The sequence below is a fragment of the Colwellia sp. Bg11-28 genome (genome assembly GCF_002836245.1).
Lineage (GTDB): Bacteria > Pseudomonadota > Gammaproteobacteria > Enterobacterales > Alteromonadaceae > Colwellia > Colwellia psychrerythraea_A.
Window position 1 is genome coordinate 396,990 of sequence record NZ_PJBA01000001.1, and the last position, 24,300, is coordinate 421,289.

At 37.5% G+C, this 24,300-nt stretch carries 16 protein-coding genes; 8 read left to right on the top strand and 8 right to left on the bottom strand.

The window, feature by feature from the left end; all coding sequences use genetic code 11:
* The first annotated feature begins 194 nt into the window (after positions 1–194).
* On the top strand, positions 195–3,707 hold the full coding sequence (locus CXF79_RS01655; RefSeq protein WP_101153644.1) for a PAS domain-containing hybrid sensor histidine kinase/response regulator: 3,513 nt from the start codon (positions 195–197) through the stop codon (positions 3,705–3,707).
* A 154-nt stretch (positions 3,708–3,861) separates the two neighbouring features.
* The gene (locus tag CXF79_RS01660; protein ID WP_101153645.1) at positions 3,862–4,836 is read left to right on the top strand and encodes a DUF4382 domain-containing protein; all 975 of its coding nucleotides are present in this window, start codon (positions 3,862–3,864) and stop codon (positions 4,834–4,836) included.
* Positions 4,837–4,946: 110 nt separating this feature from the next.
* On the opposite strand, the gene CXF79_RS01665 is transcribed toward CXF79_RS01660, so the two are convergent.
* The 4 genes from CXF79_RS01665 to CXF79_RS01680 form a co-directional block, all read right to left on the bottom strand.
* Positions 4,947–5,618, bottom strand: coding sequence for a response regulator transcription factor (locus CXF79_RS01665; protein ID WP_101153646.1), 672 nt, complete (start codon positions 5,616–5,618; stop codon positions 4,947–4,949).
* 113 nt (positions 5,619–5,731) lie between these two features.
* Complete coding sequence (locus CXF79_RS01670) at positions 5,732–7,984, bottom strand: TonB-dependent receptor (protein ID WP_101153647.1); 2,253 nt, start codon at positions 7,982–7,984, stop codon at positions 5,732–5,734.
* 140 nt (positions 7,985–8,124) lie between these two features.
* Complete coding sequence (locus CXF79_RS01675; RefSeq protein WP_157825823.1) at positions 8,125–9,075, bottom strand: extracellular catalytic domain type 1 short-chain-length polyhydroxyalkanoate depolymerase; 951 nt, start codon at positions 9,073–9,075, stop codon at positions 8,125–8,127.
* Positions 9,076–9,241: 166 nt separating this feature from the next.
* The gene (locus CXF79_RS01680; RefSeq protein WP_101153649.1) at positions 9,242–10,138 is read right to left on the bottom strand and encodes a LysR family transcriptional regulator; all 897 of its coding nucleotides are present in this window, start codon (positions 10,136–10,138) and stop codon (positions 9,242–9,244) included.
* A gap of 149 nt (positions 10,139–10,287) precedes the next feature.
* Here CXF79_RS01680 and CXF79_RS01685 point away from each other — a divergent pair, with 149 nt between their 5' ends.
* Positions 10,288–10,977, top strand: coding sequence for a type 1 glutamine amidotransferase domain-containing protein (locus CXF79_RS01685; protein ID WP_101153650.1), 690 nt, complete (start codon positions 10,288–10,290; stop codon positions 10,975–10,977).
* A gap of 218 nt (positions 10,978–11,195) precedes the next feature.
* On the top strand, positions 11,196–12,239 hold the full coding sequence (locus CXF79_RS01690) for an NADP-dependent oxidoreductase (RefSeq protein ID WP_011041774.1): 1,044 nt from the start codon (positions 11,196–11,198) through the stop codon (positions 12,237–12,239).
* 310 nt (positions 12,240–12,549) lie between these two features.
* Here CXF79_RS01690 and CXF79_RS01695 read toward each other — a convergent pair whose 3' ends face one another.
* From CXF79_RS01695 to CXF79_RS01710, 4 genes are all read right to left on the bottom strand, one after another.
* Positions 12,550–12,969 carry an acyl-CoA thioesterase gene (locus CXF79_RS01695; protein WP_101153651.1) on the bottom strand — a complete coding sequence of 140 codons (420 nt, stop codon included), beginning with the start codon at positions 12,967–12,969 and terminating at the stop codon, positions 12,550–12,552.
* Positions 12,970–13,802: 833 nt separating this feature from the next.
* On the bottom strand, positions 13,803–14,696 hold the full coding sequence (locus CXF79_RS01700; RefSeq protein ID WP_101153652.1) for an SET domain-containing protein: 894 nt from the start codon (positions 14,694–14,696) through the stop codon (positions 13,803–13,805).
* 417 nt (positions 14,697–15,113) lie between these two features.
* On the bottom strand, positions 15,114–15,323 hold the full coding sequence (locus CXF79_RS01705) for a hypothetical protein (protein ID WP_157825824.1): 210 nt from the start codon (positions 15,321–15,323) through the stop codon (positions 15,114–15,116).
* Between the two features lie 46 nt (positions 15,324–15,369).
* Complete coding sequence (locus CXF79_RS01710) at positions 15,370–15,579, bottom strand: hypothetical protein (RefSeq protein WP_101153654.1); 210 nt, start codon at positions 15,577–15,579, stop codon at positions 15,370–15,372.
* Positions 15,580–16,038: 459 nt separating this feature from the next.
* Here CXF79_RS01710 and CXF79_RS01715 point away from each other — a divergent pair, with 459 nt between their 5' ends.
* The 4 genes from CXF79_RS01715 to CXF79_RS01730 all read left to right on the top strand — a co-directional run bounded on the left by CXF79_RS01715 (position 16,039) and on the right by CXF79_RS01730 (position 24,291).
* Complete coding sequence (locus CXF79_RS01715; RefSeq protein ID WP_101153655.1) at positions 16,039–18,252, top strand: ATP-dependent nuclease; 2,214 nt, start codon at positions 16,039–16,041, stop codon at positions 18,250–18,252.
* Between the two features lie 3 nt (positions 18,253–18,255).
* On the top strand, positions 18,256–20,043 hold the full coding sequence (locus tag CXF79_RS01720; RefSeq protein WP_101153656.1) for a UvrD-helicase domain-containing protein: 1,788 nt from the start codon (positions 18,256–18,258) through the stop codon (positions 20,041–20,043).
* A 259-nt stretch (positions 20,044–20,302) separates the two neighbouring features.
* A complete protein-coding gene (locus CXF79_RS01725; RefSeq protein WP_101153657.1) occupies positions 20,303–23,101 on the top strand; it encodes an SEC-C metal-binding domain-containing protein in 2,799 nt (932 codons plus the stop codon).
* 452 nt (positions 23,102–23,553) lie between these two features.
* Positions 23,554–24,291, top strand: coding sequence for a hypothetical protein (locus CXF79_RS01730; RefSeq protein ID WP_101153658.1), 738 nt, complete (start codon positions 23,554–23,556; stop codon positions 24,289–24,291).
* Positions 24,292–24,300 lie beyond the last annotated feature (9 nt).

Below are 24,300 nucleotides of genomic sequence, written 5' to 3' on the forward strand. Positions count from 1 at the left end.
ATCAAGGTAAATATTTACCTTTAGATTAGCGTATGACTGTTAGCAAATAACTACTACCTTAGTTCACTACCCCGTTAGATAGGCCGTGTTATGCTGACCATAGTGTTATATATATTCATATTAATCGCTAACTTAAATAAGTTAATCGCTTGGTACATTATTTTTGAGACAGATCACACCATAAAGGATAGTTCTTGTTAGTTTGGCTTTCACTCGATACTTGGCTTATCACGATACTGTCCATTGCTTATTTGGCAGTACTTTTTATTGTTGCCCATTGGGGACAAAATCAAGCATCTGAAAATTGGAGCTGTAAACCTTGGGTTTATAGTTTATCGCTGGGCGTTAGCTGTAGCTCATGGGCATTTTATGGCACCGTTGGACAAGCAGCCACTACAGGGGCATGGCTTGCGCCAATTTATATCGGCTCTATTCTTTGTTTAGTGCTGGCTTGGCCAATGCTACACAAAATTCTCCTGATCGTTAAGCAGCAAAATTTAACTTCCATTGCCGATTTCATTGCTTTTCGCTACGACCGTTCGCCTAAAGTTGCTGCGCTGGTTACCCTGGTTGCACTAACGGGTATTATTCCCTATATCGCACTGCAACTTCGCGCCATCAGTACCAGTTTTGATCTATTAACCGGTACTTATCAGTCGGGTATCAGCACTGCTTTTGTGGTGACTATCGTACTTATCTTTTTCAGTATTTTATTTGGTACGCGCCAAATAGCCGCCAATAAACAAAATCAAGGGTTAGTACTGGCCATCGCTTTTAGCTCTGTTATTAAATTGTTTGCCTTAACAGCAGTAGGTATTTTTGCCACCTTCTATGTTTTTGATGGTTTTGCCGACTTAATCAACCAAGGTGAAAATATCAGCTCAATTACTGGCACTAATTCTGTTTATCTTGCAGTAGCACAAGCAGTATTAGGGGCGATTACTATATTTATCTTACCTCAGCAGTTTCATATGATGATGATTGAAAATCACCATCAACAAGAGTTAAAAACTGCCCGTTGGCTGTTTCCTTTATACCTATTACTTATTAATGTTTTTATTTTACCTATCGCAATTGCTGGGCAGTTAACCTTCCCCGGCGGCAGTGTCGATGCCGATACTTATGTGTTAACTCTCCCACTTTTTTACCAACAAGCTTGGCTTGGCATTACGGTTTATATTGGTGGCTTAGCTGCAGCAACCAGCATGGTAATCGTCGCCGCTATTGTATTGAGTACCATGGTATCAACCGAGGTATTAACACCACTGGTATTAAAGTTCCGATTATTTAATACCAAACAAAAACAACAAATGTCTGGGCTATTACTTAACCTGCGTCGTGGTTCTATCGCTATTATTTTACTGCTCGCCTTCATTTTCGAGCGTATCATTGCTCAGCAAAATCACCTCGCTACTATCGGCTTGTTATCATTTGTTTTACTTTCACAATTTGCTCCGGCCACCATCGGTGCTTTGTACTGGCGTAAAGCCAATGCAAAAGCGGCATTAACTGGCTTAATTATCGGCAGTATAGTCTGGCTCTATACCTTGTTTTTACCAGCGTTAATTCCCAACAGCCAGTGGATTGAAACAGGCTTATGGCAAATGACTTGGTTAAAGCCTACAGCCCTCTTTGGCGTTGATTTTTTAGATAGTACTAGCCATGGTGTTTTTTACAGTTTGCTGCTCAACGTTATCTGTTACGTTGTTGTCTCATTAATCAGCCAACGCAGTGTCGGTGAAAAATTACAAGCCGAATATTTTGTCAATAAAAGCCAAAATCAGTTTGAACGGAATTTATCCCTCGATGATTTATACAGTTTATTAGTACGCTTTATTGATAAACCGGCTGCTGAAGCGTTAATTACCTTTGCTAAAAGTAGTGGGAAAAACGAAAGCAACATTGAATACACTCGTCTACAGCTTTCGGGTGTACTAGGCTCAGCGTCAACACGCATGGTAATGAAAGCAGCCTCCACATCTCAGGATATGCCGCTAGAAGATGTTGTAAGTATTGTCGATGAAGCCAACCAAATGTTTCGCTTTAACCGCGAGTTATTACAATCAGGGGTAGAGAATATTGAACAAGGTATTAGTGTCATTGACGCCGATATGCGCTTAGTTGCTTGGAATCAACGCTATATTCAATTGCTTGATTATCCTGAAGGGTTTGTCTGTGCAGGAAAGCCTATTGAAGAGTTATTACGCTATAACATTGCCAAAGGCATAATTACAGGTACTGGAGAAAGCCCTAGTAGGCACGACGAAGGTGAAGATTTAATTACCCGACGTATTGAGCATATGCGTATGGGGCATAACCATTACTTTCAGCGTTCTATGCCCAATGGCGTGGTATTAGAAATTAGGGGGCAATCAATGCCTGGTGGCGGTTTTGTTAGCACCTTTTCTGATATTACCGCCCATATTGAAGCAGAAAAAGCCTTACAAAAAGCTAACGAAAGTTTAGAAAGGCGTGTTGAAGAAAGAACGCAAGAGCTGAGACGTGCTAAAGCAGAAGCTGAAGCAGCCAACAGCAGTAAAACACGTTTTTTAGCTGCCGCCAGCCATGACTTAATGCAGCCCTTTAATGCGTTGTCACTATTTACTTCGATGCTGAAAAAGAAAGTCGAAAATGACGAATTAGCACAACTGGCTAATAATATTGACGATTCATTGAATGTTGTTGAAGCGCTACTTTCCGATTTAGTCGAAATCTCACGTCTTGATAATAACTTAGACATTATTGAGAAGAACCACTTTGCGTTAGATGAGTTATTAATACCGTTAAAGAATGAGTTTACCGTTTTAGCCCAACAAGATGACATTAGCTTTAGTTATCAAGCTAGTTCAACATGGGTAAATTCCGATAAGCGTATGTTACGTAGAATACTACAAAATTTTTTATCAAACGCTGTACATTATTGCCGTGATAAAACCGGTGACAAAGCCGGTGACAAAGCCGGTATTACCAACAAAATAGTTTTAGGTGTTCGCCACAAAAAAGACGTTGTCCGTATTGAAGTTTGGGATAACGGCCCGGGGATAGCGGTCGATAAACAACTGACTATTTTTCAAGAGTTTGAGCGATTAGAGCAAAATCGTGAGATACCAGGTCTAGGATTAGGCTTAGCCATTGCCGAACGTATGGCTTCGTTACTCGATTTGAAAATATCACTTAAATCGACCGTAGGAAAAGGCACATGCTTTATGCTTGAGCTACCGAGAGTTGAGCATAAAGCCGTCAATCTACCAGGTAACTTATCTAACAAAATACCGAATAAAACAGCAAGCCATGACATTAAAAATACCGGTACTATCAATGAAGACTTTGCTGATATGTCAGTATTAGTTATTGATAATGATGCGTTGATGTTAACCGCTATATCTTCACAATTGATTGAATGGGGCTGTTTGGTTTATACCGCGAAAGATAAAGAATCGCTAACTAAGATTGTGACTCAAATGCAACAACCCGCTCGCTTCATCATTGCTGATTACCATCTCGATAATAATACCAATGGCGTTGATTTGGTAAGCCATTTATTACGTAAAGAGCATTGGCAAAGCCCTTGTGTGATCTGCTCTGCCGATCCTTCTGAACAAGTTAGGCAACACACCAGCGATGCAAATTTTCTATTTTTACGAAAACCCGTTAAATCATTAGCGTTAAAACGTTTGATCAGACAGATAACGTCGACCGTGTTATAGAATGATAAAATAGTAAACGCATCAGCTTTCATATATTATTAGACATATATCCTAAATTTATTTCTACTTTTATAAAACTATTTTTTGGCTTTTCCTAATAAGTTTCAAATAATTCTATCACTTAGTTTTCACTAAAAAATTTGTAGGCCCTACTATGTTAAATAAAATCCCCCTAACCTCACTTGTATTAGTCAGTTTGTTGCTAAGCGCTTGTGGTGGCTCAGATAAGCAAGACTTGGTTCTAGATAAAGAGCTCGAACAGGCTAAATTCTCATTAGGTGTGAGTGATGCGCCAGTAGAAGAAGCAGAGGTAGTCGCTATTGAAATTGATAGCATTAAGCTCACTAATACTGATGATGACAATGGTAAACAAGAAGTATTGATAGAAGAGTTTACCAACGAAGATGGCGATATTGTAGATACCATTCAAGTGAATTTACTCGACTTTACTGGCATAGCGCAAATGAAAATTGTTGATGAGGCCCAAGGCATCACTTTAGCGACTGGTGTTTATACTATGGAGTTAGTGGTTGTTGATGCTGGCTCTTATGTCATATTAGACAATGATGCTACAGAATATGACATTAAAGTGCCTAGCTCACGCTTAAAGCTTGGTGAATTTACAGTGCACAGCGATGCCGTACAAGTAGATAATAAACCTGCCTACACCATAGAGTTTGACCTGACAAAATCGTTAGTGTTACGTGGTAATGATCCGGCAAAATATGGTTATATCATTAAACCTCATGGTGTTCGTATTGTTAGTTTATATGGTGATATAACAGGTACTGTTTCAGCAGAAAACACCAATTTAGGGCCTTGTATGGTTTATTTATATGATGGTGCACCAACAACGCTAGCGGATTTATTTGATAGTAATGATGAAAGCTTTATTGGCGAAATACCCACAGCAATTGAGCCCTTAGCTGCAACAACGGTTGCTGTTGATGGCAACTATAGCATTGGTTTTGTACCTGAAGGGGATTATACCGTAGCACTTCGATGTAATACCGAGGTCGATGATAATGTTCAATATGACCAACTGGTGATCCCATCACCTGAGGGTAACTCACAATCGGTTAAGGTTTCAGTGGGTAATATCAGTGAAGTGAACTTTTACGGTAAATGACCAAAGATACTTTATCAGAACAAGCACTCTGCTTGGTCTTTTATGGCCGTTTATCACACAATATAACGCTCACTGCCTAAAATTAGTTCAGGTAGCCTACTAAGAATAGTTTAGATGGGACTATTAACATTCTCTGTTGGCGCCAGCATCAGCTGCTGATAAGCAAGACCTGCTAACGTTCGATTATTCACTTCTAACTTTTCCAAAATAGCGGAAACATGTTTTTTCACAGTGGTTTCTTTAATATTAAGATCATAAGCAATCTGCTTATTAAGTTGACCATCAGCAATTTGAGTTAACACTACGTACTGTTGCGGCGTTAATTGTCCTAGCTGTTTAGCGAGTTTTTGATGAGCAAGTGCGGTTTGTTGACCTGCATTTTTTTCTATCAATTCAGGTAACCAAATATCACCCATCAATACTGTATCAATAGCACTGGCAATGGTAGTTAAGTCGGCTGATTTAGGAATAAATGCTGCAGCACCAAAGTTAATCGCTTTTTGCATGGTCTCATCATTATCATCAGAAGACACCATAATCACCACTAAATCGGGGTAGTGGTTTTGCAGCTGAGTAAGTCCGGTAAAACCATCATTACCTGGCATATGCAAATCGAGAAAAACGATTTCTAGACTCGGAGTGGCTTCAATAGCAATTAATAGTTCACTAAAGTTGTCGGCTTCTAACGTGCCGGCATCATCAATACATTCGATAATTGCTTGTTTAAGTGCCGTACGAAATAACGGATGATCATCGGCAATAATAACTTTTGCTTGTGACATTTAACGCTCCTACATGATTCTTAATCCAGTATGAAAAAAAGAGCTGACAAGTGCCAGCTCTTTTTACTCTGAATTCACTACTTAGTATTGTCCTACATTAAACGAGTCAATACTTAAAACTGATAGCCAATAGTTAATGAAATAGTTGTTGGATCACCATAATAAGCAATAAGTGTAGTATCGCCACCAAAGCCAGGTAACCAATTACCCTCTTCATCTTGACCGCCAGTAAAGTCATAAGCACCAACCATATACTCTTCATCAGTAATATTTTTCCAATGTAGAGCGGCAGTCCAATCACCTTCATTACTGTACCAATTTATACCCAAGTTAAGTAAACCATAAGCATCTTGAGTCAATCTATTATCAAGTTCAACCAAAGCATAATCGTCACGATAGTAATAATTACTATTTATAACAAAAGTACCAACAGAAGTTTCAATATCGTAAGTGACACCAAAATTAGCTGTAGTATCTGGAGTATTGGCTACAGTATAAATATCAGAAATATCATCATAACCAGTACCATTCCAGCTTAATACTTCAGTAAATTCACTATCAATATAACCCAAAGCAAAGTTAAAGCTTAGTGACTCTGTTGCAGCATATTCCACTTCAAGCTCTAAACCTATCGCTTCAGATTGACCAATGTTACCTAAGCGTGAATCTAACACGGTAGGATCTTCATTTGGTACCACACTTTTGTATTGACGGTCTTTATGTTCTAGTGCAAAAACTGTTGCATTAACACGTAATTGATTAAACCACTCACTTTTTATACCAAGCTCAACAGAATCAACTATTTCTGGATTTACTGCTGGTTCATTAGTTGATGCACGAGGATTAAAGGTACCCGATTTGAAACCTTGTGAATAACTAGCAAATACCATCATATCTTCATCAACTTGGTACTCGACACCCACTTTAGGTGTGAAACGTGACCAAGTTTTGTTGCCATTTAATACTTCTGTTACTGGTAAATCTCCACGTGTATACCCAGGAATCCAGTTTGACTCTGGGTATTCTATTGAAAAGCGGAGATCATCATTTACATTCGCATCTTTTTCTTCTTCTGTATAACGAGCACCTAAAGTAAACGATAACTTTTCAGTCAGATTATATGAACCTTGTGCATAAACAGCATAACTTTCGCTATTATTACAACCACTTTTTTCTGCTGTTAAACTTTGAAAAATGATGGCGTCATAATGACCGCATGACTCGCCATCAAAATAATATAATCCAGAAACAAATGATAAGTTATCTCCATTATAATTTAACTGAATTTCTTGCGAGAATTGCTCATCATCATAAATAGCTGGTACATCAAAAATTTGTAAAGGAGTATTATCAAAATCAATATTCGTTGGAGAATAATTCTCACGAGCTGCCGTCACTGATTTTAATGACCAATAATCATTAATATAATATTCAGCGGTTAAACTCCAGCCTTCATTCTCAACCACATTTTTGGTTGGTAAGCTTGTATATGAATCATATACACTATCAGGTATAGGCGCATCGGTTACTATACTAGGTAATAAACGGTAACCACCTTTAGCGTTGGAATCATCTTGGGTATTATCGTAATTAAAACGGAAGAACCAATCATCTGTAGGGGTAAATTCAACCGTTACTCGACCAGCAAAAACATCCTTGTTATAGTTTTCTAAATCTTGCCCAGGTAAGCCTGATTGTAAAAACTCACCGTAACCATCACGAGATAAGCTGGCTAAAGCAAAACCAACATAGAGTTTGTCATCAACTACTGGCACCGCACCAGCCACTTTATAATCTTGACGTGCGTAATTACCAAAAGTTGCTTTTATGTCAAACTCCGCATCTCCTGACATTTTTTTGGTGACATATTTGATTGCGCCACCTATGGTGTTTTTTCCGTATAAACTACCTTGTGGACCACGTAATACTTCAATACGTTCAACATCAAGAATATCAAGCACAGCGCCTTGTGGACGTGCAATATATACGTCATCAACATAAATACCAACGCCCGGTTCATAACCCCATAAAGGATCCTCTTGACCAACACCGCGGATAAAGGCGGTCAATGTTGAGTTAGTACCACGGCTACTTTGTAAGGTAGTATTTGGTGAGAATTGCTGAACTTCTGTCATCACGCTAATACCGTTCTGTTCAAGTTGTTCTGCACCAATAGAGGTAACGGCGACAGGAACATTCTGCAGAGTCTCTACGGTTTTACGAGCGGTAACTTCAATACGTTCAAGACCTGAGTTATCTTGAGCGGTTGTTGATTCATTTGCTTCTTCTGCAAGGGCAATGTTAGTGGTTAACGCGCTGGCAATAGCTAAAGCGAGGTAACTTAATTTTTTGTTATAGCGTTTCATAGTAGTGCCTTATTATAATTTTATTGAATCAGTTGTTTTAAGATTTTTTTTGATGTTTTTACTGATGTTTAAACTCTATAACAAAACTAGACAAAGTTAATTTGTACTATAGTACCATAGAGGTTAGTTACTGAATATTATCAACTTTTACCTTTTACACCCCAAAATTCGATGATATTCATAGCACTATCAAACGAAGATTCATATAAAAAGTCCGCACTCGCATCTCTATTTTTGTAACTAGAATTAACGCTTAAACCGTGACCAATTTCATTAATTTCAACCAACTTAACTTGCACAGGCTCTTCTTTATTTTGCCAAAGTGTTTGCTGATAATCTGCGAGTAAAGATTTACTTGGTTTCAATGCAGTTTCTGAAAGCTTTGACCACTGCAAAGCTAAGCTCTGGGAATTTTTGGGATTGACAACTTTATCTTTACTGCCCGTGATGACAATAAGCCTCGGCCATTGTTTAACGGCTTCATTACCGTGCTTTGCTAAGCTAGCTAGTTCGACTGATGACTGTGAAGGGCCATTTCTCATGCAAGAAATTGCTTTAGCCAAATTATTAGCACAAGGATAAGGTAAACCCGCAATAACAGCGCCAGCAGAGAAGAGTTCAGGATAGTGAACTAACAATGCACTGGTCATAGCACCGCCAGCGGAAAGGCCTGCAATAAATACATGGTCAAATTCTGACTGCGCCTTTAGTGCGAGGATCATATTTTTGATCGACAACACCTCCCCTTGATCCTTGTCGCTATCTTGCTCTGAGAACCAATTAAAACAGGAGGTAACATTATTTTTTTTACTTTGCTGTGGTAGTAACAGAGTGAAATTATGTTGTTTAGCAAGCAAAACAAAGCCACTTTGTTTTGCTAAGGTTTCACCTTGCTGCACGCATCCGTGTAGAAATACCACAAGGGATTTAGATTGCTTGGTCGGTTGAAAGTAACTTGCCGCTAAGTTGCCAGGGTTATCACCAAAATCAGTTAAAGGCTGAAAGTTTTCTAATGGATGAGAGGTAGCAATTGCGGAACAACTAAGGCCGCATAGGAACGTCCACAAGAGTGGCTTTAATTTATGTAACATAGTATCAATATTCAGGTTTTGTCGTATGACAATAATGGCGCAATGCCACGTAGCTCTGTATGGTACTTTAGTGCCAAGCAAGATTTAACTGAATGTTCTATGGGTGAAAGATCTTAATTTAATTTACGAAATAGCAAACAAAGTGGATAACCAAAGGCTGGCCCGCTTACTGATTCTTTAAGAAGTATGCTTTTAAAAAATCTATCAACAACCGCAATTTCTTCGACTCGGCATTCCCTGGAGGAAATACCCCATAGACATGAATATCCCTCATATCGTAATCATCAAGTACCGAAAGCAACTGCCCTGCTTTGATTCTAGGTTTTGCATCATAAACAGGAATACGACCTAGACCGTGGCCACCTTCAACAAAAGCGGTTCTTGCTGCCGCATTATTTGTGCTGATTGTGCCTTTCATTTCAATGCTAAAAGAACGACTACCTTTTGTCAGCTCGAGCGAACCCGCAGTTAACTTATACAGCACCCATTGATGTTTATTCAGCTCCGTTGGGTGTTTAGGAAAACCAAACTTTTCAAAATATGCGGGTGAGCCACAAAGACAAGTGCTGAGTGTTGATAATTTTGCTGCTTGTAGGCCTGAATCGGCTAAAGGAGCACCACGAATAGCTAGGTCTATGCCTTCTTTGATAATATTTACCACTTCATCCGTAAGCATGACATCAAGTTCAATTTTAGGGTAAATGGTACGAAACTCATTAAGTGCAGGAACAATAGTTTGCAAACCAACATTAACTGGACAGGTAATCTTTAATAAACCGACCGGTTCATGTTTAAGATTTTCAATCTGTCGATTAGCCGCTGATGCTTGCTCAGCGATAACGCGGCAATATTGATAATACTCAAGCCCTGCTTCAGTCGCTGAAATAGTGCGAGTAGAGCGATTCAGTAGTTTTATACCTAATTGAACTTCAAGTTTTTTTATATGGTAACTCACCACCGCACGAGAGAGTCCAATATGTTTAGCAGCACCACTGAGCGTACCCTGCTCAATCACTTGGGCAAAAACAACCATACTTTTTAGCTGTTCAAAAGAAATATTCATCGTTAACCTATCAAGATGATCATACCCTTATTGTATCATTTATTGATACAAAGAAGTCTATATAATCTGCATTGTTAGCTTAGCTCTACTCAACTACACTTACCGTCAATGAAACATCCCTGGCAATAATTTAAATATCGAGGTTTACAATGCAAACTAAAAACATATTAATGGTATTAACATCACACGCTGAATTAGGTAACACTGGAAAGAAAACAGGCTTTTGGGTAGAAGAGTTTGCAGCCCCTTATTACGCGTTTAAAGATGCAGGCATAAACGTTACTTTAGCTTCTCCAGCAGGAGGACAAGCGCCAATCGATCCGACTAGTGAATTAGATGATTTTCAAACAACAGCAACCAAGCGTTATTTCGAAGATGCTGAAAGCCAAAACCTTATCGCCAATACTCAGGCTTTAGCGCAAATCAACAGTGAATATTTTGATGCGGTATTTTACCCAGGTGGACATGGCCCTTTATGGGATTTAACAGACAATACCAATTCCATCCAATTGATTGAACAGTTTATTGCCGCTAGCAAACCTGTTGCAGCTGTTTGTCATGCTACTGCCGCTTTATTAAATGTTAAAGATAGTAACGGTGAGTATGCAGTTAAGGGTAAAGCGGTTTCAGGTTTTACCAACACTGAAGAAGACGCTGTACAGCTAACCGACATTGTGCCTTTTTTACTCGAAGATGAATTGATCAAACGCGGTGCTGACTATCAAAAAGTTGAAGATTGGCATGCCTTTGCGGTTCAAGACGGTTTACTCATTTCGGGTCAAAACCCAGCCAGTTCAATCTTAGTCGCTGAAAAATTAATGAGACAACTAAACGGTTAATGACTTCTGCTCAGCACTGAGTTTATTGAGCAAAATTATCTTATTCAATTTAGTGCTGACTCTTTAATACCAATCAGAATGATGAATGGCTCAACTTCAGTGCAACATAAGCAATAAGAGTGATTTTTCAAGAACAAGGCCATTTAAAAAGATTACTGAGTTAGTCTGATTGCTATAACGACATAACTTTTATTTACTGCTTAAAAAGAGAATTACTAATGAATCAAAACAAACAAGTAAATCGACAAATATTGTTAGCTTCACGTCCTTTTGGTGCGCCAAGCCACGACAACTTTACACTAGCACAAACAGCCAAGCCTAGCCCAAAACAGGGTGAAGTATTATTACGTACGGTATATCTTTCATTAGATCCCTATATGAGAGGTCGTATGAATGATGCAAAATCTTACGCCGATCCCGTAGCATTAAATGAGGTAATGGTTGGTGGCACTGTTTGTAGAGTCGAAGAATCGAAGCATGCTGATTACCAACAAGGAGATTGGGTTGTTTCTTTTGGTGGCTGGCAGGATTACAGCATATCAAATGGCGTTGACTTACTTAAGTTAGGTAATGATATTTCAAACCCATCTTATGCACTAGGAGTTCTCGGTATGCCGGGTTTAACTGCCTATATGGGATTATTAGATATTGGCCAACCAAAAGCTGGGGAGACAGTTGTCGTTGCAGCTGCAACAGGTGCCGTAGGTAGTTTAGTAGGGCAAATTGCTAAAATACAAGGCTGTAAAGTGATTGGTATAGCGGGTGGTACTGAGAAGTGCCAATATGCCGTTGATACCCTTGGTTTTGATGCCTGTTTAGATCACCACAGTGATGAATTAGCTACCCTACTGGCAAAAACTTGTACTGATGGTATCGACGTTTACTTTGAAAATGTTGGCGGTAAAGTCTTTGATGCCGTATTACCGCTACTTAATCCTAAGTCTCGTATTCCTTTATGTGGCCTTATTTCACAATATAATGCCACTGAATTACCTGATGGTCCTGATCGTATGTCTTCGTTAATGGGCACATTATTGGTTAAGCGCGCTAAAATGCAAGGTTTCATCGTATTTGATGACTATGGCCACCGTTATGGCGAATTTAATAAAGCGATGATGACATGGCTTAGTGAAGGAAAGATCAAATACAAAGAGCACAGAGTAGAAGGCTTAGAAAATAGCGTATCGTCATTTATTGGTTTGTTGGAAGGCAAGAACTTTGGCAAGTTAGTAGTTCGTGTTGGTCCTGATGACTTAACGTAACTAAGCTATATACCCGTTAACCTTCAAAGTACATCTAGATTGGTACCGAGTTTAAACGCGTATAAAAACAAAAACCCAGCAATTACGCTGGGTTTAGAGTGTAAAACTAGGTTCTATTGTAGTTATTAAAAACGTAGCGCTGATAAGACTAATTATTCAACGTATCAATAAATGCTTAATTTAATAAAGGCCCCCCCAAAAAAAACAAGTAATTTATCTGTTATTACCAACAAAGGATTAATGACTCATTTTATTTTAAAAGTTTATTTATAATAAGTATCACAAACCTAAAAAAACTGCTGCATTTCAGTTAATAAACTGTTTTAGGAATAGAATCACTATAATGCATATTAAGCTTTTGTTTAAAGTTATTAGAAATAGGACGTGACTCTCGAGCAAGAAAATCAAAGTGAACCATCACTGCAGTCCCAGTGACATGCTTTACGCCGTTTTGCCATGCCTCTTGATATACATCTAGCGAGCTTATACCGATACGAGAAATATACGTTTTTATTTCAACATCATAGTCAAACAAAAGTGGTAAATGAAACTCAATAGTACTTTTTGCTAAAGTCAATGCCCATTGACTGATGCTTAAATTAAATTCTGGACTAAATAGTCTGAATATTGGGTTTCTTGCACCTTCAAACCATTGTGGAATAACAGTGTTGTTAATGTGCCCAAGAGCATCTGTTTCGCCTACTCGTGGTTTTATTATTTCATAAAACATATTTTATCCAATTGATTTAAAGGTTAAAGCCTGAATGAATCAAATATATAATACCTATTCGAAACATTATACTCATATTTTGAAATAGTGAATATTTAACTCACAGTAAAACTTTCAACTTATTCCTCAGTAAATTGTTAAATGAGTCTGCTGAGCTTACTATTTATTTAGGTATTGATAGTTGACTAAGATATAGAGTTATTATGCCCTCTCGTCGGCTCAGTTACTGGTGAAAACACACCTATTTAGCTTTTGTTATATACGATTATATGAGTTTCCTGGTTAGCCATAAAGCTCCACCAAATAGATAAATTGAAAGGTATATTCACTCACGATCGATATTCCGCCTATTTTCAACTTATTTAAAGTTTACATTTTTATTTTATCAATAAAGACAAAACCCCTTGTTTTAAAACGAAAAAAGGCGAGCCTAAGCTCACCTTTCTTTACATTATATAAATATTCCGGTCAAAATGGTTATAAGCCCCTTAATCAAGGTAATTTCCACCATCGCCTTTAAATACGCTAGCTAAAAAGAACAGTAAATTATTATGTAACCTTTTTTGTAAAAATAATCATAATATTAGGCTAAAACGTTACATTTTTATTCTAACCTATTTTGCGAGGCAAAAAGTACAACAGGTGAGTTTAGTTTTAGGCATAAATCAACATCTGATTGTTTCATGATATGTTGAATTTAAATATTGTGTAATATTAGCGCATATTTAACAATAATAAGTTCGAGCTACAGCAAGGAAGTACTTTCGATCAGATATAATAATCTACATTCTGGTATAAAAACAGTGAGTCTACTTAGTAAACTCACTAAATCATTATTTTCGAGGTTTGTATTTCTCTCTATTGCAAAGTGAACACGTACAAAAGAATCCGTATTCTCGTTTAAGCTCCTTTTGTCTGTCTTTAAACGGCTTTGATTTGTATTCATCAAAATAAGACCAAGTAATTTCATCACCAATAGAAATTTCTTTCTCAGCTACCAACCCGTCTTTCATACTCTTGAACATTTCAATGCTATCTACCTTTATTCTTTCAGAATTAGGCTCACAAGAGTGATTGGCATATGAAAGGCCTTTTGATATCGTCATTCGGTGTGCAATCATCACTGAATGGGAATTAGGATCATAAATTTCCATTAGAGTTATTACATTATATGTACAGACTAAATTATAAACTTTTTTAACATAACCTTCAGGTTGACCACATGAGTTAGATATAGCGGTAAGAACCTTCTTATCTAATTTATCAAGTTTAGGACAAAAGCTTTCACGAAATTTACCAACCTTTTCCATTTGGTGAACCGCCTCAGGAAGCTTCATGACAATATTCCTAGTTAAAGCCCATGCAAGCCCTTCATTGTGTACATCATTAGATAATGAAACCCAAAGGAATGCTGACTCATAGAGAATTACATCACCCTTGCTAAAATTTACTAACGCTCTTAACCCTCTCAATCCATCATTACGAATGAAGATCTCTACTTTATCATTTGCATAAGCAAAGTGATCCCCTGCATGCTGGCTGCCAGATTTAGCAAACTGGATACGCTTATCTTTTTCCTGTTTTTTCTCTTGATTAAGAAGATCTTTATAGCTTTTATAGCCATGTGAAATAGCTAATTCATTTTGGATGGTTGTGAGTTTTTTAGACTGGTCTTGTTTTCGAAGAGATTTAGCTTCTCTACGAATAGTTTTACTAGTTTTTGACATAATTACCCCGACAATTATCCGTTCACTTCCTGGCACGTGAACAGTTTCGAAATAATTACCAATGTAATCATAAGAGAGATTTACAAATTTTTTCTAGTGTTGACTTAGCAACTTTATTTTCCAGGAGTGCGTCTAGGCTAGCACAAACAAACTTTACACAAAAAAAATAAGCTATGCAAGTAGATAACCTAAGATGGTAGTTGGATGCTCGATAAAGTTTATGCATTCAATTTCAACGTAAATGACTGTTTAACTAGAATCGCTCTTCTGTTTTTATTGCTAATCGAAGAAGCTTATAGAAATGTATTATTATATCAATACTTCCATCATGGCTGGGTCCAACTACAAAATTTTAGTTCCTATTTTTGGAGGCGTTTAATGATTTCATGGCAACAGCACTCATATAATGATCCTACATTAAGCAAAGCCGTCATCCCTAATATGTTCAAGGTATTGCCGAACTGCTTCAAATTCTCCACCATCAACAGCTTGCTTAGCTGTTTTATTCAGTGAAGGGATTATCTCTGATTCATACCATTTTAAAGCAGACTCTTGTGAACCCGCCCACTCATGAATGAAGCTTAAAACAAATTCTTTCTGCTTATCTGAGATAATTAACCTCACCAAGTTTAAAGCTTGAATAATGGAGCAGATCTTCAAGCTCTGTTTTATATTAATCTGTAGGTATTCTTATACCATCAAATAATTCTCGATTTAAACACCAAGTTATAGCAAGTTGATCGAACTCATTACTGTCAATTGAAATTGATGTGAAACCGTTAGGTTCGGCTAGTACAACTGGGTTGTCGTTAACCTTTTTATCACTTCCTTCCTGATAAATAATAAGATCATCTTCACTATGAATATACTCTTTCCCTTTCATGTTACCTCCACTGAATAAACGTATTAATTGTCAGTTAAATATCATTAACTCTTTCAACTTACCTTTACCAATAACTAATATCAACAACTTTACGATAAGAAACTGATTTAATTAGCAAAAGCTACAATATAACACAATAATTAGTTAATTTAAGTTGAAGAATTCAATTCTCTTGTGGATTAACATTGTAAATAAAACGACCCTTTTATTTACCTTTCTAAATAACTAAATATCACTTAATTAATATTGTTTATCTGTAAAACAACCCGTAAAGTAATCTATGTAAAATTCCTACACATTTGATTTACAGTGTAAAAATGAGAAGTCCAGTATGATTGATGTAAAACAAAAGGAAGTGCTATTATTGCCCAACTGTTTGATATAAAAGGTAGACTCTTATAAAACTCAAAATAGTGAAATATTTACCTTTTAATAACTTTGACTCGTAGGGAAACATCAATGCATATATCCAAATTATCTTTAATTAATTATCGAAATTTTTTGAATGCTAAACTGCTATTTTCAAAAGGAATCAATACTCTTATAGGTGAAAATGGGTCAGGAAAAACCAACTTATTTAAAGCAATTAGATTATTGCTTGATAACTCAATGCCACGTTCTGCCATTCGCTTAAATCAAGGCGATTTTTGTCGCAAGCTAGGTGATTGGCGTGGTCACTGGATAATCATTAGTCTCGAGTTTGATAATATAAAAGACGATGAAGTCAGCCAGTCTCTTTTTGTTCATGGTCTAGGAAATATTGAAAACCAAGCTGTAGCTAAAGCAACTTACAATCTCATTTTTAGACCAAAAGCAAACATAAGACAGGCATTAGGGTTACTTGCAGAAAATGATAATGTTTCACTGAATGCTCTCCTAGATGAGATAAATATAAGTGACTACGAAACAGTAATCACTGGAAAAAGTAGTGCCGACTTTAATAACCTAGAAGTTTATAAACGTATTGTAGGTGACTTTGACAGAGTAATTTTTCCAAAGAACCTGCAATCACCTGAAACAGGGAGTCCAATTCCAAATATCTTATCTATGTCTGATGAAGTATCTTTTACGTTTGTTAAAGCGTTACGAGATGTTGTTTATGATTTCCGTAACAATAGAACAAACCCTTTATTAACGTTATTGAAGCATAAAAGTGGTGAAATAGACCCTACAGAATTTGAACCTATTGCCGCTCTTGTAGAGGCATTAAACTCTACCATCGAAACTTTACCAGATGTCAGTGACATTAAAGTTGATATCAAAAATACAATTGATGATGCCGTCGGTGATACGTACTCTCCTAATACTATTTCAATAAAATCTGATCTTTCAAAAGAGGCAGAAGAGCTTTTTCAATCTTTAAAGTTGTTTGTAGATGAATCAGATGATGGACATGAAGGCAGTATTGATGAAATGAGCCTAGGTGGAGCTAATCTGATTTATTTGACATTAAAATTGCTTGAATTTAAATATCAAAAGGCAAATCAATCTATCGGAAACTTTCTTTTGATCGAAGAGCCCGAAGCTCATATCCACACTCATATTCAAAAGTCATTGTTTGATAAGATTAACTATCCAAATACTCAGATAATTTACTCAACTCATTCATCTCATGTTTCAGAAGTCAGTAAGATTCAAAATGTAAATATAATAGGGAAAGTAAATGGTCTATGTACAGTGTTCCAGCCCTCTACAGGTTTAACCAATAAACAAATTGGTTTTGTTGAAAGGTATTTAGATGCTATTCGAAGTAATTTACTTTTTGCTAAAAGTGTTATTTTAGTTGAAGGGGATGCCGAGGAGATTCTAATACCTATATTAATTAAAGAAGTCCTAGGGGTTAGTTTAGATGAGCTTGGCATTACCTTAGTAAATATGCGAAGTACAGGGTTTGAAAATATTGCTTTGTTATTTCATGATGAAAGGATAAAGAAAAAATGTAGCGTTATTACTGATTTAGATGCTTTATTTTTTGATGCTACGGAAGTTACTACAGATACAGACGCTATAACAAAACAAAAAAAGAAAGCGCGAGGCTCACAGCAAAAAGGAGGAGTTAGAAAAGTAGCATTGGATGCCTTTTGCAATGGAAATGACTGGGTATCCCCTTTTTATGCTGAGCATACTTTTGAAGTTGATTTTATCAAATCTAAAAACAGTAATTATTTTATTAATATTATTAATGATGTTTACACCGATGCACAGACTATATCTTTAGCAAGGGCTAATTTGATGTCTGTTGATATTAAGAAATCAGGTCAAAGAGCTCTTGCAATGGCAAACTATCTAGGTAAGGGATGGTTTGCGATTACTCTAGGAAAAACAATCGATTTTAACGTATCAATTCCAGAGTACATTGTTAATGCTGTCATGTTTTCTCATGGAACATTTAGTGAAAATATTTTGCTAAAAATCATAAAACATAGGTTTTATCAACTACAAAAATTCATAACCTCACAGAGAGAATCTTTAGCTTCAAACCCTGAGCAAGGTGATGAAAGTTATCATAAGCAATGGAATGATTATTTACTTCCATTGGAAAGTGGAGTATCGAAATTTCAACCTAAATTGACCAAATTCATAAAACAAGGAGGGGATATAAAACTCCTTAAAACTAATATGATTTCAGATATTAATTTACATAGTTCAAACATAATTTTAAAGAGAGTTTGATTTATGTTTGTTTGGGATAAAGATGATTTAAATGATGAACAAGTTGGTGCTATAAATGAGCCGGAAAGTGTATTTTTGATTGCTTGCCCTGGGAGCGGAAAAACCAGGACTTTAACGTACAAAATTGCAAAGGAATTATCAAGTTTAGAAGGCACAAAGAAGTGGATTGTAGCTATAACTTATACGCACCGTGCAGCAGATGAAATAAAGGAACGAATTGAGAATTTAGGTGTCGATATATCTCAGCTCTGGATTGGAACTATTCATTCTTTTTGCTTAGAATGGATTTTAAAACCATACCGATCTTATCACGATTCTTTAAAATACGGCTTTAGAGTAATTAATTCTTTTGATACAGAGGAATTAATTACTCCTTATTGTCAGAAGTATATTAACCCTAAAGTAAGTTATCACGACTGTGGTGGATATCATTATACATCTTCAGGTATTAGTTACTCTTGCGATGCTGGCATAATTGGTCAAGTTACCGAAGTTATCTCTCAATACCATGCGAGCTTAATTTCCAATAATCAGATTGATTTTGAGCAAATATTGTTTTTTGCATATGAGCTTATTTCACAACAACCTACGATTAGTAAAGCTTTGAGTGGATTATTTTCATATGTATTAGTAGATGAATATCAAGATACAAAAGAAATTCAGTATGTAATTTTTGGTGAAATACTTAAAGCTGGCAAGGGTAAGGTTAAAGCCTTTATTGTAGGAGATCCTAATCAAGCAATATATGGTTCACTTGGTGGTTATGCTATTTCTATAGGTGAACTGAGAGCTATTACTAACATTACCATTAAAGAAAAAGAGTTAACAAAAAACTATCGCAGCTCAGCTCGAATTATTAAGCACTTTAGTTATTACAAAGTGCATGCCTCTGGGATTGTCGCTGCTGGGAAGTTAGAGAATTTTCCAAGTCTAATTTCTTATGACCGATTATCGCATAAGGATGAATTGGCAGAAAATTTAGCAGTTATAATTAGAAATAGTATCGAAACACTAGGAATCCCAGAAAATGAAATTTGCATCATTGCACCATGGTGGATTCACTTAGCATGCATGACTCGTAGTTTAAGCTCACAGTTACCTCAATACAGCTTTAATGGTCCAGGACTGACTCCTTTTGCAAGAGATGAGGACAATTTTTGGTATAAATTAACTAAAATAATATTAACTGAACCTTCTCCAAGCCTTTTTGTTCGCAGATTGAGGTGGTCATCTGAAATAATTAATTACCTTAACGATGCGGGTATTGATATTTCAGAGATAACAAAAAAATCATTATTACGTCTAATCAATTCAATTAAGTTTGATGAACAGGATGGTTTAAACCATTTAGATTTAATATTTAATGAGTTATTCAATCAACTAGGGATCGATTTCACACTCTCCCCCACGCTAAATGAGCATTATAATACTTTCTTTGAAAGCTCAAATAAACGCATCAAAATGATCAAAAAAGAAAACAGCATATATGCTGGGACGATTACGGATTTTCGTAATGTATTTAAAAGTAAAAGTGGTATTACTGTCTCAACTATACATGGAGTAAAAGGCGGAGAGTATGACGTAGTCATAGCCTATGGCCTTTTAGAAGATATAGTTCCTCACTTTAATGACAAGAGCTACGGTAGTGCTAATAAATTAATTTATGTCATTGGTTCAAGGGCTAGAAAGCATTTACACCTAATATCGGAACAAGGACGAGGAAATAAATGGTACCCAAAAGTCCCTACAAATATTTTGAATGGGCATAGCTTTGACTATGACTCTAATTAACCTTGAATGGTGTAAATCCTAACCGTTGGAATAATACCTTTCATGCACAAAGGTGAGCACTTGAGGTATAAGCAACTAATGTTCGACTTTAAAGAACTAGCTGATAAGTGATTTGGTGTTAAGTCATTCACTATAAACAATTTTTGAGCAGTACGTTATTCATCCGCAGATGTTGTATTTATTAGGCTAGCGGCTACATTAGTTGGAATGTCATTTTGAATTTTCCACTTACCAATTTCTAATTATGTGAGAACAAAATATGCAAGGAAGCGATGACAAAAAAGTTCCAGAAGTCTTGGATGCAGCTCAACTGGTACGTATCGAGTCAGTACATCGAGGATTCTTATATCAGCATCTGTATACGGTAGGCTGCTTGTTGTTGGCGCAAAAGGCAAATATCGATATAGTAATGGTTGAGCTTGATGAGGATATAGAACTTATTACCGAGCAGGAGCGAATTTATGTACAGGTTAAAACTCGTTCAAAGCCAATAATACCCAGCGAGATTTCAGGCGCCCTAGAGCGTTTTGACGACCTACGAAAAGAGCATGCTGAAGGGAGGCGTAAAGGAAATGCCTCCTTTGTTTTCGTTGCGAACCAGTCGCCGAGCGTTATGCTCCAAAAGACTATCGACAATAATAAACTCCCTGCTGATGTTCTTTTCGTTTGCCCTCAGTCAACTACTAAAACCTCCCCTGCGCTCCCACCCGCATGGGAGTCGCTTACTGATGCAGCGGCGTGGTGTATCGCCCAAGCGGAGGAGCTGAACTTTTCATTGTTGTCCCCGGACTCCCTGATATGGAAGTTGGCCGGGTTGGCACAACTTGCGGCCACTGGTAGCACCGCTGACAAACAACATTCATTTCACATCAAAGACCTACCAGACCTATTTGAGCAACTAATTGTTCAGTTACAAGACTTCCCCACGCCTCCAGCGTATTACAGACCACAAAAGCAGGAACCTTCTCTGACATCTGATGATCGTGTACGTATTCTTTGCGGTTTATCTGGCGCAGGTAAAACCGCGTGGGCAGCTCAAGCAGCGCTGCACAGCACGCAATTATGTGCCTACTATGACACTGGTGACCTTCCTGGACCTGCCTTAGCAAGCACGCTGGTTCGTGAATTGGCAGCAAAATTTGCAACAACGAATCGAGATGGTTTGCGAAAAATTCTACTACCTGGCGCTAGTGGTTACGAGGCTCTGAAAACGTTCGACACATTCGTAGAACAGCAAGGGCTCACTCTGCTGCTGGTTTTAGATAACGCTCATCGTATTCCTGTAGAAAATCTACGTGATGTTCTGAATGCAACCAAAAATATTAGCTTTGTTCTGCTGTGTCAGCCCCATGAAAACGTTAGAGAGCTGGAGGCTATTACGGGGCTTCAGCGTCAAACACTTCTGGGATGGGATATTGATACTGTTGCCGAAGCCGTAGACGAGCTCGGTGGATTTTCCACGGCTCAGGGCTATGAGCAACTTCGGGTTTATACTGGTGGACTGCCATTGTATGTTCAGAGCGCAGCGAAGATCGCGGTCACAGAATACAAAGGGAATGTCGATAAACTGTGTGCTGAACTTCAGCAACAGGAAAATAGCGTAGAGACGGCACAGGAAGTCATCCTGTCTCGTGTTTATCAGGGATTCGACAAGCTAGTTCAAGATTCACTGGCATTATTTAGTTTGGCTGATGTGGGGTTGAGTCGTGATGAAGTTTCGGAGCTTCTTGTCGATTCATTAAAAATAACCACAAGACGTGCTGCTGCAATCATTAAAAAGATGCGAGCCACCGGAACCGTCGAGGTTTTCGGGAATCAGACGCTGAAGGTACATGATGCAGTCAGGGTACTGGGACTGCAACATTTAGAGCTTATGGACCCGGTGCTAGAAAATAACGCACTGAAGGCGTTGAAAGAAATGCTGGTCGTGAGCCTTCACCAAAATCGCGATACATCTAGATTTGCACTGCTGACCCAAATTTATATCAAGCTAAATGATATCATGACACTCATTGACCTTTCAGGTGATGAGCTGTTTTATGAAATGGGTATCAACGTCGACATTCTGTCAAGTCTGGAGCGTGCATTGATTACAGATACGTTGGAACCTATTGATAAATTTTGGGCATTGGATGGGATAGTATTCTCTGAAATAAAGGAGGGCCATACTGAAAATATCACCCAGCGATTTGAAGCCATGGAAGTTCTTCTTGCTGAGCATGAGTTTGGTTATAGAGAACAAACCGCGTATGCAATGAAGCGGATATTATTCTCAGCAGGAAATGGTGACGCGCACGAGGTTAAACGACTTGTAGAACAAGTCAGTACTAAGTTTCCCAATGCTGAGCATGAACGAATTTTTGATTATAATCATGCCATCGCTCTTTGGAAGTTAAAGAAATACAATAAAGCAGATTTACTGTGTTTGAAAGTAATCGAAGGATATTACGACTTGCTCGGCATCCGTTCTCAAGACGTGATGGGTAAAAATTCGGATGTGCTATGGACAATTATCAATCGACCAGAAAATGTTCAGGAATATCTCAAACATCTTGCGGATGCTCTAGATTTGTACGCTACAAATCGCGAAGCGTGGGGTAAGCCAACGCCGTTCGCCCGTATTCATTCGATAAAGTTTTACAATATGGTTGGTGCAGGAAATTCTATGGTGCGAGTTGGCCAGGACTTAGTTGATCAATTTATCGACATGAAAGACTTTGAAGGTGCCCGAGAGGTCATGGAGCAGCATGTTTTGCCTGTTGTGAATGCGGCTGGATTGGTGGGAAAACTGGTTCAGGTCAGAAGCCATTATGCTGTCATCTTAGCACTTGGCGGGCACCATGAGGACGCTGCTGCTGAAATGCGCCGCTTGGATCCATATTTTGAGGGATTAACCGGCGAGCAACGTCAAGAAGTTGAAAACCAATCAAATTACATTGCCTATCTCTCTTATAACGCGTTGAAGCTTGCTGCCAAGAAGTCGTTTGGCTCTGTAGGAAGAAATGAGCCTTGCCCTTGTAGTTCTGGTCTTAAATATAAAAAATGCCATGGTGCCTGACTCATGTAAAGTGCTCGAGTTTTGTCAATACCTAAGAACGTATGCTTAGTGGTCAAAAATTAATTCGATTTTAAAGACCCTGCTAATAAATTTAGTTCTTGGTGACAGAAAATGATTTTTTGAACGGACGATTTAACCTATATTTAATTTAGTTAAGTGTAAGGATCATTCTGCGCTCGAAGAGCACTAGTCCCAATTTTTTCCATATACTTTTTAATAAATTGTTAATGGTTATTAATTTGTATAAGTAATACAGATCAACCAAGTTAGGTTAGCATTAACCACCTGAAGCAATGTTAACTAGCAGTATTTAGGCACTTACATAAATAATTTTTTTATGACACCTAGTCATTTTATATTATAAGGATTTAATAATAAGTATTGTTCAGGTATTACTGAAACATATTCATAATACCCCCTTAGCCGTCAATCAATTTTTAGTATGGAGATATATGAGTACTGAATCCGATATCATAAACAAATTGAAAGAAGCATTAAAAACATCTTGTGATGATGCGTTTTACTTCTCTGATGATGAGACTCAGCTAATAGAAGCTGAATATCTTCTAACCGTAAATGCAGCTAAAGCAATCAAAGAGCTAAATCATTATTTTGGTGAGCCATATAAAATACGCCTAGAAAATAATACGAAAAAATTCGCATCGGCCTGTACGCCATTATTTGGAAGAAAAAAAGCCGATAACTTTCTTGGCTATAAAAGTGTCATTCGCACTGAAAACAACTCTAAGAGGTCTGGAAATATTGATATCGCCGTTTATACGACTTCGAATGGTTTAGACAGTCCGCTTTGTGCAATAGAGGTTAAAGGGTTTAATCCTAGTAAGGAGCTAATTATTGAAGATCTCGAAAGGAACTCCGAATATTTTGAACTAACCTCCCCAACAGGAACTTCCACTCTTCCTTTTACAGCATTCATTGCGCTTCACAGCTATAAGAGTGTGTGGGATGATGACAAAGAGAATAAAAATATCGAGAAAGTGAGGAAACGCTATCAGGGTTATATAAACGAGAATTCTAGTCTAAACACTTTGTCTCATGACATTGATGTTATGACAATTCGTAGAGGGGCTTCACCCTGTCCTGATGACCCTCATATCCAAGAACAGGGTCTACAAGGAGATGAGGATTATCACTTTATTGGAATTGTGATCACAACCAAAAAACATTAAACAAATCCC